The following is a 12,687-nucleotide window of genomic DNA, read 5'->3' as shown; positions in this document are numbered from 1 at the left end:
TCCTCGGCCGCCCGGCCCGGCGAGCCGCCCTGTGCCGCGGGCACGGCGGATCGGCGCGGGGCGGGCGGGTCCGGCCGTACCGGACGCGGCCCCGCGCGGCCGGCGGGCGGCCGGCACCGGTGACCCGCCGGCGGGTCAGTCGAGCCGGCGGAAGAGGGGCGAGGTGTCCAGCAGCACGATGCCCGCGAGCAGGACGGCCACGCCGACGGCCGCCAAGGCGAGGGAGAGCGTCCCGGTGCGGACGGTCTCACCGAAGACGGCGACGCCGACCGTGACGGCGACGGCCGGTTCCGTCGCGTCGATCACCGGCATGCTCGCCGCCAGCGGGCCCGCCTGGAAGGCGCTCTGGATCAGTACGAGTCCGGCCACGCTCGCCGCCACCAGGACGTACGTCTGCCACGAGGACAGCACCGCGCCGAGTCCGTCGCCCAGCCGTTCGACGGTCGCGTCCAGCAGCACGGACTGGGTGCCCATCACCAGGCCGCCCGCGAGCCCGAGCAGCGACGCCTTCGGCGCTCCGGCGGTACGGCGGCCGAGGGCCAGGGTCAGGGCGACGAGCCCGCCGACGGCCGCGAGGACGAGCAGCCAGGACCTCAGCGGCACCGCGGGGTCGCCCGCGCCGGGCCTGGCCGCCGCGAGCGCGGTGGTCAGGCCCGCGGTCACCGCCAGGGTGCCCGCCCATTCCCGGGCCCCCAGGGACCGGTGCCGCAGCCGCGCGGACAGCGGGATCGCGAACAGCAACTCGCTGATGATGAGCGGCTGCACGAGGCTGAGCGGGCCGAAGGCGAGCGCGACGGACTGGAAGGCGTAGGCCACGACGGCCAGGCCGATGCCGGTGAGCCACATCCGGTCGCGGGCGAGCGCGCGGACCAGCCGGAGGGACAGCGTGTCGCCGTCGGGCCGGCGGGCGGCGGCGCGCTGCTGCAGCACGCCGGCCACGGCGAAGGCAGCCCCGGCGGCCAGCGCGGCGACGACGGCGACCACCACGCGGTCAGCCTCCGGTCACCGGCGTGCGGGCGGCGGCGCCGCGCCACACCGGCAGCAGGTCGTCGGTCAGCACCCGGCCCCAGGTGCGGTGGCGGGCCCGTACGGTCGCGGCGGCCCGCTCCCCCATGGCGGCGCGCAGGTCCGGGCGGTCCACGAGCAGGCCCAGCGCGGCGGCCCACGCCTCCTCCGTGTCGTCGGGCACCAGCAGGCCGTCGCCGCCCGGCTCGGCCAGCCAGTGGTTGGTCGGGGTGCCGGCCGGCAGGACGACGGGCAGGCCGCAGGCCATGGCCTCGCCGACGACGTTGCCGATGGTCTCCGTCCGGGACGGCAGCGCGAAGATGTCCCCGCCGGCGAGGACCCGTGCCAGCCGCTCCTGCGGCAGGGCGCCCAGGAGGGTGGCGCCAGGACCGAGGAGCGCGGCGATCCGCTCCGTGTCGGGGCCGGCGCCGGCGACCACGAGGTGCGCGTCGCCGCCCCGCGCACGCAGCCGCCGGACGGCGGCGGCGAGCAGCAGCACGTTCTTCGAGGCGTCGACGCGTCCGGCGAACACGACGGCGGTCGGGCCCGGCGGCACGCCGAGGGCAGCCAGTTCGGCACGCGCGTCCGGGTCCGGCCGGAAGAGGCCGAGGTCCAGTCCCCTGCCGAGCCTGCTGACCCGCTCCCCGCCGACGAGCGCGGCCATCTCGGGCTCCTGGGACGGTGTCGCCACCAGCACGTGGTCGCAGGCGGCGAGGACGCGGTCGCGGCGGCGCCGCATGAGGGCGGCGCAGCGGGCGGCCGGGTCGAGGGCGCGCAGGGCGGGGTGCCGGTCCAGGCGGGCGCCCAGCATGCGCCGGACGTACGCCTCGGTGAGCGCCGGCATGTCGGTGTGCACGGAGCCGACCAGGCCGGTGGGGCGGGGCCGTCCGGCGCGGCGCTCGCGGCGGCGGAGCCGGGCGGCCGTCGACGCGAAGGCGAGGGTGTGGGTCACGTGCCACACGTCGTGGCGGGGCAGCAGCCGGGCGAGCGCCGGGTGGTGGGGCGCGAGGTCGGACACGTCCCCGTCGCCCCGGTTGAGGGGTGCGGTACTGAGGACGGGGCGCAGCGCGACGAACCGCACGGCGCGCGACAGCTCCTCGACGCGGGGCCGGTCGCCGAGGACATACAGGGTCAGGTCGACGCCCAGCCGGTCCGGGTCGGTGCCGGCCGCGGCGTCGGCGAAGTGCTCCCAGCACTTGACCTGCCCGCCGGCCAGGGGCGTCCTGACCAGCTCGATGAGCACCGCCACGGACAGCGGCCCGCCCGGGGCCGTCGGCTGTACCGGCACAGAACCCTCCTCGCGCAGGAATCGCGTGTGTGGTCGGACGTCCCGGGGGGACGCCGCGCGGTGAGGCGGCGCGGCTGCCCGGCCATCCCCTCACGGCCCGGTGCCCCGCGGGGCCCGGACACGCCGTCGAGCGGCGCGGTCGGGGCCCGCCGCGGGGCCGGGCGGGTGAACGCCTCTACCCGTCGCCCCCGTTCCCCCCGCCCTGTCCGCCCTCCTGCCGGTCCTCCGGCTCCTGCCCGGACTTCTCCCGGGCCCGCTCCGCCACGGCCAGCTCGATCCCCGCGGCCAGGGGGTAGGCGGTGGAGACGAGGAACCCGGTGAGCGGCCAGGCGGGGACCCCGCCGACGGCGTCGGCCACGAGCCACGCCAGGCAGGTCGACATGCCGACGGAGGCGAGGCTGAGCGAGATGCCCAGGGCGGTCGTGGCACTCGGCTCCTCGTCCATGGGCTTGCGGAAGCCGTGGGAGGCGAGGGCCTCCAGCACGCTGGCGGCGGCGGAGGCGAGGGCGAAGTACACGACCGGGGCGGCGCCGTCCACGCGGGTGTGGCTGTTCAGCAGGGCCATGGACGCGGTGATGGAGACCGAGAAGCCGTAGGCCTGCCCGTTGTTGCGCAGGGAGGCCCGCAGGCCCTTCTTGACGTGGCGGACGTTCACGGCGGGTCACTTCCCCTCGTCGTGGTCGCCCGGTGCCTGCGGGGCGGGGGCGTCACCCTCACGGGCGAGGCGATCGCGCAGGTCGTCGCAGACGAGGGCGGTACGGCGGACGGCACCGGTCCGGTAGGCGACGCGGCCGACGATCTGCGCGGTGACGGGTGCGGTCAGCACGAGGAACACGGCGATGAGGAGCAGCGCCGCGGAGGCTCCCGCGGGGGTGCGCAGGGCGCCGCCGGCGAGGGTCAGCAGCAGTCCCGCCGACTGGGCCTTGGTGGCGGCGTGCAGCCGGGTGAGGGTGTCGGGGAAGCGGAGCAGCCCCAGCGCGGCCAGCAGGCAGAACGCGGAGCCGGCGAGGATGAGGACGGCGGACAGGGCGTCCCGGAGCAGGGTCACCGCATGCCCTCCCTGCGTTCCACGAGGTGGGCGGCGGTGACGGAGCCGATGAAGGCGAGGAGGGCCAGCACGACGAGCACCGGCAGCGGGGTGGGGTCGCGCCACAGGGCCATGTGCACGGTGGTCCCGGCGATGATCACGGAGGCGAGGACGTCCAGGGCGACGATGCGGTCCAGGGCGGCGGGGCCGCGCAGCATCCGTACGAGGATGATCAGGCCGGAGGCCACGAGGATGCCGAGGGCCAGGTTCAAGGCGACGGTCAACGGTCCTCCCGGGGCTGCGGTGCGGTCGCCGCGGGCCGGCCGGGGCCGGTGCGGGCGGCGAGGGCGGCCATGACGCGGCGGTCCACGGCACGGGTGTCGTCGCGGCGGCTGTCCGCGCCGTCCTGGTCGCGTACGCCGAGGGCGTGCACGTAGAGGAGGCCGCCGCGGCGGTCGATCTCCAGCACGAGGGTGCCGGGGGTGAGCGTGGTGAGCTGGGCCACGGCCGTCACGAGCAGGTCGGTGTCGGCCCGTACGGGCACCTCGACGATCGCGGCCGAGACGCGTCCGCCGCGGCGGACGGCCTCCCAGCCGACCACCGCGGCGGAGACCAGCACGTCGGCGAGGAGGTGGGCGGCGAGTCCGAGGAACCGCAGCGGCCGCCAGGCGGCGCGGGGGCCGACCGCGGGCAGGGGGAAGGCGAGTGTCACCGCGCAGGCGACGGCGAGGCCGCTCAGCACCACGGGCACGCTGAGGGACCCCCAGAGCACCGGCCACAGCAGCCACAGCCAGCCGAGGGCGGGGGCGTGGCGGGCGAGGCCGCGGGTCCGGCCGCGCAGGCTCATCGCGCCTCCCCGCCGAGGACGGCCGCCGTGTACGGACCGGAGCGGAGCAGGTCGCCCGCGGCGCGCTGGGCGAGCGGGGCGAGCAGTCCGGCGCAGGCGGCGACCGCCACGGCCGTCGCGGCCATCGCCGCGGCTGTCCCGGTCATGAGCAGCACACCGCGGCGGCCGCCGGCGGCCTCGTCCTGCTCCTCGTCCCGCTCCTCCCCTGCCCCGCCGCGCCCGGCGCCCCCTCCCTGGGACGGGGTGCCACCGCCGTGCCCGGCGGCCCCGCCATGCCCGGCCTCGTCCCGCTCCTCCCCTGCCCCGCCGCGCCCGGCGCCCCCGCCCCGCTCCCCCGCGCCTTCGCCGTGCCCGGCGGCCTCGTCTCGGCGCCGCCCGGCGCCGCCGGGCTCGGCGGCCGCTTCGCGGTCCGCGGTGCCGGGCGCCTCGTCGTCCTCCGCGGGCCGCTCCCGCCAGAACGCCGCGGCCCACGCCTTCGCCAGGGCGTACAGCGTGAGCAGGCTGGCGAGGAGGGCGACGGCGGCCAGCGTGTACGCGGCGGCGCCCCCCGCGTCGGCGCCGGCGCCGAGCAGCGCCACCTTCGCGACGAAGCCGGACAACGGCGGCGTCCCCGCCAGGCTCAGGGCGGATACGGCGAAGAGGAGGGAGAGCACGGCGGACGGTGCGCGGGCCCCGCGCATGCGGTGCAGGGCGGGCGTGCCGGCCTCGCGGACGACGAGTCCGGCGGCGAGGAACAGCGCTGCCTGCACGACGATGTGGTGGACCATGTACAGGACGGTGCCGGCCAGACCCGCCTGGTCGGACAGGGCGAGGCCGAACATCATGAAACCGATGTGGCCGACCAGCAGGAAGGACAGCAGGCGGTTGACGTCGTCCTGGGCGAGGGCGCCGATGACGCCGACGAGCATGGTGGCGACGGCGGCGACCGCGGCCGGGGTGTCCACGCCGTCCTGCGGGAACAGCAGGGTCCGGACGCGCAGCAGGGCGTAGAACGCGACCTTCGTCAGGAGCGCCGCGAAGACGGCGGTGATGGGCGCGGGCGCCGTGGGATAGCTGTCGGGCAGCCAGAAGTGGAGCGGTACGAGCGCCGCCTTGATGCCGAAGACGACGAGGACGAGCAGGCCCAGCACGGTCCGCGGCCCGTCGGGCAGGTCCGCCGTGCGCTGGGCGAGGTCGGCGAGGTTGACGGTGCCGGTCGCGGCGTAGACGAGGGCGACGACGGTGAGCAGCAGCAGCGAGGACGCGAGCCCGGTCAGGGTGTACGTCATGCCGGCGCGGGCCCGTTCCTCGCCGGCGTCCAGGGTGATCAGCACGTACGACGACGCGAGCATCGTCTCGAAGGCGACGAACAGGTTGAACAGGTCGCCGGTCAGGTAGGCCAGGGCGACTCCGGCGACCAGCAGGAGGTAGGCGGGGTGCAGGACGGCGGCGGCCGGACCCCGCCGCTCGGCGGTGCCCTGGCCGATGGCGTACAGGAGGACGGCGAGGGCGACCAGCACCGACACCGTGAGCAGCAGGGCCGACAGCCGGTCGGCGACCAGGACGATGCCGAGCGGCGCGGGCCAGCCGCCGGCCTCCAGCACCAGCGGGCCTTCGGCGTCGGCGCGGACGAGGAGGCCCAGGGCGTCCACGAGGACCGCGGCCAGCGTGCCGGTGCTCAGCAGCCGCTTGGCGGTGCGGGGCAGGGCGCAGCGACACCGCGGCCGCGAGCAGCGGCAGCAGCACGGGCAGGGAGAGGAGCGCGGTCACGGCCACTCCCCTCCCGGCCGGCCGCCGTCCCCGGCGGTGCCGTGCGGGGGCGAGGTCTCGGCGCGGTGCACGGCGGACGGGGCCCGTTCGGCGGCGCTGCCGATGCGGCGGTCCTCGACGTCGTCGCGTACCTCGTCGTGGCCCGACAGCAGCCAGGACCGGTATGCCAGGGCCACGAGGAACGTCGTCAGACCGAAGGTGATGACGATGGAGGTGAGGGCCATCGCCTGCGGCAGCGGGTCGGACGCCGTGCCCGGCGGGGCGGCGCCGCCGTCGGCGACCGGCGGTGCACCCGGGGCTCCTCCGGAGGCGAGGAGGAGCAGGTTCGTGCCGTGGCCGAGCAGGACGAAACCCAGCACCGCGCGCATCAGGGAGCGTTGGAGCATCAGGTGGAAGCCGGCGGCGTAGAGGGCGCCGACGAGGGCGGCCAGGGTGAGGTCGACGGGGGTCACGGGCGTGCTCCGCTCTGCTCGGCGGGGGACCGTCCGAGGGCTGCGCCGACGGCGGAGAGCAGTTTCAGGGTGACGCCGACGACGAGGACGTAGACCCCGAGGTCGAAGAACAGGCTGGTGGCGAACTCGACCGTGCCCAGCACCGGCAGGTGCGTGCTGACCTTCACGCTGGTGAGCGGCGGCGCCCCGGCCAGGACGGGCAGGAGGGCGCTGCCCGAGCAGAGGGCGAAGCCGGTGCCGGCGACGGCGCCGGACCCGGTGGGCAGCGCCGCGCCGAGACCGGCCCGGCCGCCCACCAGGTAGCGCAGCACGAACGCCTGGCTCGCGACGAGGCCGCCGGAGAAGCCGCCGCCCGGCCGCGAGTGGCCGGAGAACAGCAGGAAGAGGGAGAGCACGAGGGCGGACGGGAACAGCAGCCGGGTGACGACCTCCAGGAGGACGGAGCGCTCCTCGCCCGGCCGCTCGTCCGCGCCGGGGAGCCACTGGTCGGTCGGTTCGTCCCAGTGGGCGACCGGAGACGCGGCACGCGGGCGCGGTGCGTGCTCGGGTGCGTCGGGCTCGCCGCGCGTCCAGACGCGGATCAGGCTGACGACGCCGATGGCGGTCACCAGCAGGACGGCGCTCTCCCCCAGGGTGTCGAGGGCGCGGAAGTCGACGACGATCGCGTTGACGAGGTTCTTCGCGGCTGCCTCGGGCGCGAGTTCGGCGTACGCGCGGCCCGCGGCGGGCGCGTGCGGTACGGACGTGGTGACCAGGGCGAGAGCGGCGAAGACGCAGCCGAGGGAGCCGGCGGCCGCGGCCCGCGCGACGCGCGCCGCCGCGCGGAGCGGGCCGGGGTGAAGCGCGGCGGCATACGGCGCAGGACGAGCACGATCACGACGAGCGTCATGGTCTCCACCAGGAACTGGGTGAGCGCCAGGTCCGGGGCTCCGCGCAGCAGGAACAGCACCGCCACCGCGTAGCCGACGGCGCCGACCAGGAGGGTGCCGGTGAGCCGGTGGCGGGTGCGCAGCACGGCGGCGGTGGCGGCGAGCGCCCCTGCCGCGACGGGGACCTCGACGGCAGACGAGGTCCAGTGGAGCGGGCCGAGGGGCTGCGGCAGCACGGCGGCGGCGGTTCCCGTCACGGCGGCGACCGTCAGCAGCAGGACGGTGAGGTAGACGGGCAGGGAGCCGACCTGGGTGCGGCCGGTGAACCGGAGGGCGGCGGCGTCGAGTCCGCCGCGGAGCCGCGCGTGGACGCGGTCGGCGTACGGGGTGCCGGGCTCGGTGGTCCCGCGGTGCGCGGTGAGGGCCGCGTACAGCGCGAGGCCGGCGGCCAGGGTGAGCGCCGACAGGCCGAGGGCGGGCGTCCAGCCGTGCCACAGGGCGAGTTCGTACGGGTGGGGGCGGTGCTCCGGCAGTTCGTCCGCGTAGACGCGGGCGACGGCCCCCAGTCCGGCGTACCCGATGCCGAGGGCGAGTCCCGCGGCGGCCAGCGCGGCGGCGGGCGCGACGAAGCCGGGCGCCGGGCGGTCCGCGTGCCGTCCGGTGGCGCCGGTGCCCCGGCCGCCGAAGGCGCCGCGCAGGAAGCGCGCCGTGTACGCCGCGGTGAGCGCGGCGCCCGCGGCGACGGCGGGCAGCGGCCAGGTGGTGCCGTGGCTGCCGGGCAGGAACGCTTCCAGGGCGGCTTCCTTCGCGACGTACCCGGCGAGGGGCGGCAGGCCGGCCATGGAGGCCGCGGCGAGCAGGGCGGTGGCGAAGAGCAGCGGCATGCGCCGGGCGAGCCCGGACAGTTCGCCGATGGTGCGGGTGCCGGTCTGGTGGTCGATGACGCCGACGGTGAGGAAGAGGGCGGACTTGAAGGCGGCGTGGGCGGCCAGGAAAGCCGCTCCGGCCAGGGCTGCGGTGCGGTCGCCCGTGCCGAAGAGGGCGAGGAGGAGGCCCAGTTCGCTGATGGTGCCGTAGGCGAGGAGCCGTTTCAGGTCGGTCTCGCGCAGGGCGCGCCACGCGGCGAGGACCAGCGACACGAGGGCGGCGGTGAGGAGGAGGGGCCGCCAGGGCGGGGTGTCGGCGAGGCCGGGCGCGAGCCGGGCGACGAGGTACACGCCGGCCTTCACCATGGCGGCGGCGTGCAGGTAGGCGCTGACGGGGGTGGGCGCCACCATGGCGGCGGGCAGCCAGCCGTGCAGGGGCATCTGCGCGGACTTGGCGAGCACGCCGACGAGGACCAGCACCACGGCGGCGGCGGTGGTCCCGCCGGAGGGCGGGTCGGCGACGAGCGCGGAGATCCGGTACGTGCCGGCGGCGCGGCCGAGCAGCACGAGGCCGAGCAGCATGGCCAGTCCGCCGGCGGTCGTGACGAGGAGGGCCCGGAAGGCGGCCGCGCGCCGTTCGCCGCGTGCGCCGCGGCCGGCGATGAGGAGGAAGGAGACGACGGTGGTCGCCTCCCAGAAGACGTAGAGGAGGAACAGGTTGTCGGCGAGGACCAGGCCCGTCATCGCACCGGCGAAGGCCAGCATCAGCGCGGCCTCCCGCCCGTGGTCGCGCGGGGTGTAGTGGCGGGCGTAGAGCAGGACGGCGACGCCGACGCCGGCGACGATCCACAGCATGAGCAGGGACAGGGCGTCGAGGCGCAGGTCCACGACAAGCCCGAGGCTCCCCGCCCACGGCAGCTCCTCCTCCAGCGGCCGCCCGTCCAGCACGCCCTGCGCGCGGTACGCCGACCAGGCGAGGGTGAGCAGGGGCACGAGGGCGGCTGCGTACCAGACGCGGCCGCCGAGGCGCCGCGCGGCCGGGAGCAGCAGCGGTGCGGTGACGGCGTGCAGGGCGAGCAGGAGCAGCACAGCGCGTCTTCCCCTCGTCCCCCTCGCCGCGGTCGGGTCCGGTGCCGTCCCCGTGGGCTTGCTGCCCGGTGGCGACGGCAGGGCCATCATGTCCGCGGACGGCGGTGGGGCCGCGCCACCACGCGGGTGTGCGGTCCGATCGGGTGGCCGGCCGCCGCGCCGGGGAGGGCTCGGGTCGGCCGGTCGGGTGGGAGCGCGGCCGGCTCGCGGCGGTGCGCCGTGCAGGGCGGCGGCAGCCGCCTACGGTCGGCTGCATGTCTGGTGCGGGCCGGGAGGACCTCGACCGGCGGCCGCTCGTCGGGGGCGGCCGCCGCGCTGCGGGGCTGCGCCCGGGCGGCGCCGGCCGGTGTGCGGAGGCGGCGGTGGCGGCAGCGCGCCGGGGGCGGGGCGGGGTTGCGTCCCGGGCGGTGCGGGTGCTGGTGGTGCTGCCGCTGCTCGCGGCCCTGCTGTCGGCGTGCGGGGGCGGCGGAGCCGGCCCGCCGACGGTGCACTGGTACAACTTCCCGGACGACTCGGGGGCGCTCGCCGAGGCCGCCGACCGGTGCAGCCGGGCCTCGGCCGGCCGCTACCGCGTGGAGTACCACAAGCTGCCGCGTACCGCCGACGGGCAGCGGCAGCAGCTGGTGCGGCGGTTGGCGGCGCGCGACGACGCGATCGACGTCATGGGGCTCGACGTGACGTGGGCGGCGGAGTTCGCGGAGGCCGGCTGGATCCTGCCGTGGACGGGCCGGCTGCGGCAGCGGGCGGAGGAGGGCACGCTCCGGGTGCCGCTGGAGACGGCGACGTGGAAGGGCCGCCTGTACGCCGTCCCGTACAACGCCAACACGCAGCTGCTGTGGTACCGCGCCGACCTGGTCGACCGGCCGCCGCGCACCTGGGACGAGATGCTTGACGCGGCCCGCCGGCTCGCGGAGCAGGGCCGGCCGCACTACGTGGAGGTGCAGGGCGCGCAGTACGAGGGGCTGACGGTCTGGTTCAACACGCTGGTCGCCAGTGCGGGCGGTGCGATCCTCACCCCGGACGCCGATGCACCCGCCCTGGGGGCTCCGGCCGTGCGGGCGGCGGGGATCATGCGCGAGCTGGCGCGCTCGGTGGCGGCCGACCCGTCGCTGCCGAACCAGATGGAGGACCAGAACCGGCTGGCGATGGAGTCCGGGCGGGCCGCGTTCGAGCTGAACTACCCGTTCGTGTATCCGTCGATGCAGGCGAACAACCCGGAGTTGTTCCGGCACTTCCGGTGGGCGCCGTACCCGCGGGTGGACCCGGACACGCCCGCCCGGCCCACCATCGGCGGGATCGACCTGGCGGTCGGCGCGTTCTCCCCCCACCCGGACCTGGCGTTCGAGGCGGCGCTGTGCCTGCGCAACCGCGAGAACCAGTTCACCGCGGCGGTGCGCGGCGGCCTGCCGCCCACCCTGCGGGACCTGTACACCGACGAGGAGTTCGTGAAGAGCTACCCCTTCGCCGAGGCGATCCTGCAGGCGCTGGAGCAGGCGAGCGTCCGCCCGAAGACCCCGGCCTACCAGAACGTGTCGATCGTCATCGCCCACACCCTGTCCCCTCCTTCCGCGATCCGTCCGCGGGAGGACGTGCGGACCATCCGGGAGCAGATCCGGGACGCCCTGGCGTCGAAGGGGCTGATCCCGTGAGCCGGGCCTCCGAGAAGCCGGCGCCCGCGCCACCGCCCGCGCGGTCCGCGGCCGGTGGCGCCGCGCCGCGAGGGCGGGCGGCGGTAGGGCTGTCGGAGGGGGCGCGGCAGGAGCGGCGGCTGGGGTGGCTGCTGTGCGCTCCGGCCGTCCTCGTGATGGTGGCCGTGACGGCCTATCCGATCGGGTACGCGGTGTACCTGTCCCTCCAGCGGTACGACCTCCGCTTCCCCGAGCGGGCGGAGTTCGTGGGGCTGGCCAACTACGCGGCCGTGCTGTCGTCGCCGTTCTGGTGGGAGGCGTTCTGGGTGACGGTCCTCATCACCGCCGTGTCGGTCGCCGTCGAGCTGGTGCTCGGCCTGGCGCTGGCGCTGGTGATGCACCGCACCCTGCTGGGGCGGGGCACGGTGCGGACGGCGGTCCTCGTGCCGTACGGGATCGTCACCGTCGTGGCGGCCTACTCCTGGCAGTACGCGTGGACGCCCGGCACCGGCTACCTGGCGGAGCTGCTGCCGGCCGGGGAGGCCCCACTGACGGAGCAGTGGCCGGCGCTGGGCATCATCATCCTGGCGGAGGTGTGGAAGACCACGCCGTTCATGGCGCTGCTGCTGCTCGCCGGGCTGGCGCTGGTGCCCGAGGAGACGCTGCGGGCGGCGATGGTGGACGGGGCGGGGCCGTGGCAGCGGTTCACGAGGGTCGTCCTGCCGCTGATGAAGCCGGCGATCCTGGTGGCGCTGCTGTTCCGCACCCTGGACGCGTTCCGTGTCTTCGACAGCATCTACGTGCTGACGCGGGGAGCCCACGGCACCGGGTCGCTGTCGATCCTCGGCTACGACAACCTGTTCACCGCGCTCAACCTGGGCATCGGGTCGGCGATCTCGGTGCTGATCTTCCTCTGCGTGGCGCTGATCGCGTTCGCGTTCGTCAAGCTGTTCGGGGCGGCCGCGCCCGGGGCCGGGGAGGTGGGCCGCTGATGGCGGCGGGAGCGGGTGCCGGCGGGCGGCGCCGGATGGCGGGGTGGACCGCCGCCAACACGGTGGTCGTGGTGTACGCGCTGCTGCCGGTGTGCTGGATCGCGGCGCTGTCCTTCAAGGATCCGTCGACGCTGGGCGACGGCCGGTTCATCCCCGCGCGGTGGACGTGGGACAACTACCGGGGCATCTTCGAGACGGCGGAGTTCACGAGGGCGCTGGTCAACTCGATCGGGATCGCGCTGATCGCGACCGCAATCGCGGTCGCGCTGGGGACGATGGCCGCCTACGCGGTGGCGCGGCTGCGGTTCCCGGGGAAGCGGCTGCTGATCGGGGTGTCGCTGCTGATCGCGATGTTCCCGCCGATCTCGCTGGTGTCGCCGCTGTTCGCGATCGAGCGGGCGCTGGGCCTCTTCGACACGTGGGCGGGGCTGGTCCTGCCGTACATGACGTTCTCCCTGCCGCTGGCGATCTACACCCTGTCGGCGTTCTTCCGGGAGATCCCCTGGGACCTGGAGAAGGCGGCGAAGGTCGACGGGGCGACACCGGCGCAGGCGTTCCGGCTGGTGATCGCGCCGCTGGCGGCTCCGGGGGTGTTCACCACGGCGATCCTGGTGTTCATCTTCTGCTGGAACGACTTCCTGTTCGCGATCTCGTTGACGTCGACGCAGTCGGCGCGGACGGTGCCCGCGGCGATCGCGTTCTTCACGGGCAGCAGCCAGTTCCAGCAGCCGACGGGGTCGATCGCGGCGGCCGCGGTGGTCATCACGGTGCCCGTCGTCGTGTTCGTCCTGCTGTTCCAGCGGCGCATCGTCGCCGGGCTGACCTCCGGCGCGGTCAAGGGCTGACCGGCGCACCCCTTCAAGGAGCACCAAGGA

General features: G+C 76.1%; 12 protein-coding genes and 2 pseudogenes. 3 read left to right on the top strand and 11 right to left on the bottom strand.

All coding sequences use genetic code 11. The annotated features are described in order from the left end of the window. Positions 1–135: 135 nt before the first annotated feature. The 11 genes and pseudogenes from L6E17_RS23165 to L6E17_RS23120 all read right to left on the bottom strand — a co-directional run. A complete protein-coding gene (locus tag L6E17_RS23165) occupies positions 136–987 on the bottom strand; it encodes a DMT family transporter (protein ID WP_236242669.1) in 852 nt (283 codons plus the stop codon). Positions 988–991: 4 nt separating this feature from the next. Continuing rightward, positions 992–2,293 carry a glycosyltransferase gene (locus L6E17_RS23160; protein ID WP_236242668.1) on the bottom strand — a complete coding sequence of 434 codons (1,302 nt, stop codon included), beginning with the start codon at positions 2,291–2,293 and terminating at the stop codon, positions 992–994. Between the two features lie 175 nt (positions 2,294–2,468). Then, complete coding sequence (locus tag L6E17_RS23155) at positions 2,469–2,948, bottom strand: hypothetical protein (protein WP_236242667.1); 480 nt, start codon at positions 2,946–2,948, stop codon at positions 2,469–2,471. A gap of 6 nt (positions 2,949–2,954) precedes the next feature. After that, positions 2,955–3,341, bottom strand: coding sequence for a monovalent cation/H(+) antiporter subunit G (mnhG, locus tag L6E17_RS23150; RefSeq protein ID WP_236242666.1), 387 nt, complete (start codon positions 3,339–3,341; stop codon positions 2,955–2,957). Beyond that, positions 3,338–3,604, bottom strand: coding sequence for a monovalent cation/H+ antiporter complex subunit F (locus L6E17_RS23145; RefSeq protein WP_236242665.1), 267 nt, complete (start codon positions 3,602–3,604; stop codon positions 3,338–3,340). The genes mnhG and L6E17_RS23145 overlap by 4 nt, the downstream gene beginning before the upstream one ends. Further along, the gene (locus L6E17_RS23140) at positions 3,601–4,167 is read right to left on the bottom strand and encodes a Na+/H+ antiporter subunit E (protein ID WP_236242664.1); all 567 of its coding nucleotides are present in this window, start codon (positions 4,165–4,167) and stop codon (positions 3,601–3,603) included. Before L6E17_RS23140 ends, L6E17_RS23145 begins: the two co-directional genes overlap by 4 nt. Beyond that, entirely contained in the window at positions 4,164–5,798 is a 1,635-nt protein-coding gene (locus tag L6E17_RS23135; protein WP_236242663.1) for a proton-conducting transporter membrane subunit, read from the bottom strand. Before L6E17_RS23135 ends, L6E17_RS23140 begins: the two co-directional genes overlap by 4 nt. A 114-nt stretch (positions 5,799–5,912) precedes the next feature. Further along, a complete protein-coding gene (locus tag L6E17_RS23130; protein WP_236242662.1) occupies positions 5,913–6,368 on the bottom strand; it encodes an NADH-quinone oxidoreductase subunit K in 456 nt (151 codons plus the stop codon). Next, positions 6,365–6,976: an MnhB domain-containing protein gene (locus L6E17_RS31160; protein WP_236242661.1), complete on the bottom strand. Its 612-nt coding sequence runs from the start codon at positions 6,974–6,976 to the stop codon at positions 6,365–6,367. Before L6E17_RS31160 ends, L6E17_RS23130 begins: the two co-directional genes overlap by 4 nt. 21 nt (positions 6,977–6,997) lie before the next feature. Next, positions 6,998–7,123: pseudogene (locus tag L6E17_RS31155) on the bottom strand (hypothetical protein); the annotation flags it as partial. A gap of 152 nt (positions 7,124–7,275) precedes the next feature. Then, positions 7,276–8,958, bottom strand: a pseudogene (locus L6E17_RS23120) (proton-conducting transporter membrane subunit); the annotation flags it as partial. 488 nt (positions 8,959–9,446) lie between these two features. Here L6E17_RS23120 and L6E17_RS23115 point away from each other — a divergent pair. The 3 genes from L6E17_RS23115 to L6E17_RS23105 all read left to right on the top strand — a co-directional run bounded on the left by L6E17_RS23115 (position 9,447) and on the right by L6E17_RS23105 (position 12,657). Beyond that, the gene (locus L6E17_RS23115; protein WP_236242659.1) at positions 9,447–10,841 is read left to right on the top strand and encodes an ABC transporter substrate-binding protein; all 1,395 of its coding nucleotides are present in this window, start codon (positions 9,447–9,449) and stop codon (positions 10,839–10,841) included. 89 nt (positions 10,842–10,930) lie between these two features. Next, positions 10,931–11,812, top strand: a complete 882-nt coding sequence (locus tag L6E17_RS23110) for a carbohydrate ABC transporter permease (protein WP_236242744.1) — start codon at positions 10,931–10,933, stop codon at positions 11,810–11,812. Next, on the top strand, positions 11,812–12,657 hold the full coding sequence (locus tag L6E17_RS23105; RefSeq protein ID WP_308315925.1) for a carbohydrate ABC transporter permease: 846 nt from the start codon (positions 11,812–11,814) through the stop codon (positions 12,655–12,657). The genes L6E17_RS23110 and L6E17_RS23105 overlap by 1 nt, the downstream gene beginning before the upstream one ends. Positions 12,658–12,687: the final 30 nt, after the last annotated feature.

The sequence above is a fragment of the Streptomyces sp. CC228A genome (assembly GCF_021390935.1).
In the GTDB taxonomy this organism is placed as follows: domain Bacteria; phylum Actinomycetota; class Actinomycetes; order Streptomycetales; family Streptomycetaceae; genus Streptomyces.
The sequence above is the reverse complement of the archived record's forward strand: the minus strand, read 5'-3'. Positions and strand labels throughout refer to the sequence as shown.

What these genes read in the sequence shown, in the direction of transcription:
- L6E17_RS23115 (WP_236242659.1), top strand. Translation starts at nt 9,447, where the DNA reads ATGTCTGGTGCGGGCCGGGAGGACCTCGACCGGCGGCCGCTCGTCGGG.
- L6E17_RS23105 (WP_308315925.1), top strand. Translation starts at nt 11,812, where the DNA reads ATGGCGGCGGGAGCGGGTGCCGGCGGGCGGCGCCGGATGGCGGGGTGG.
- L6E17_RS23140 (WP_236242664.1), bottom strand. Translation starts at nt 4,167, where the DNA reads ATGAGCCTGCGCGGCCGGACCCGCGGCCTCGCCCGCCACGCCCCCGCC.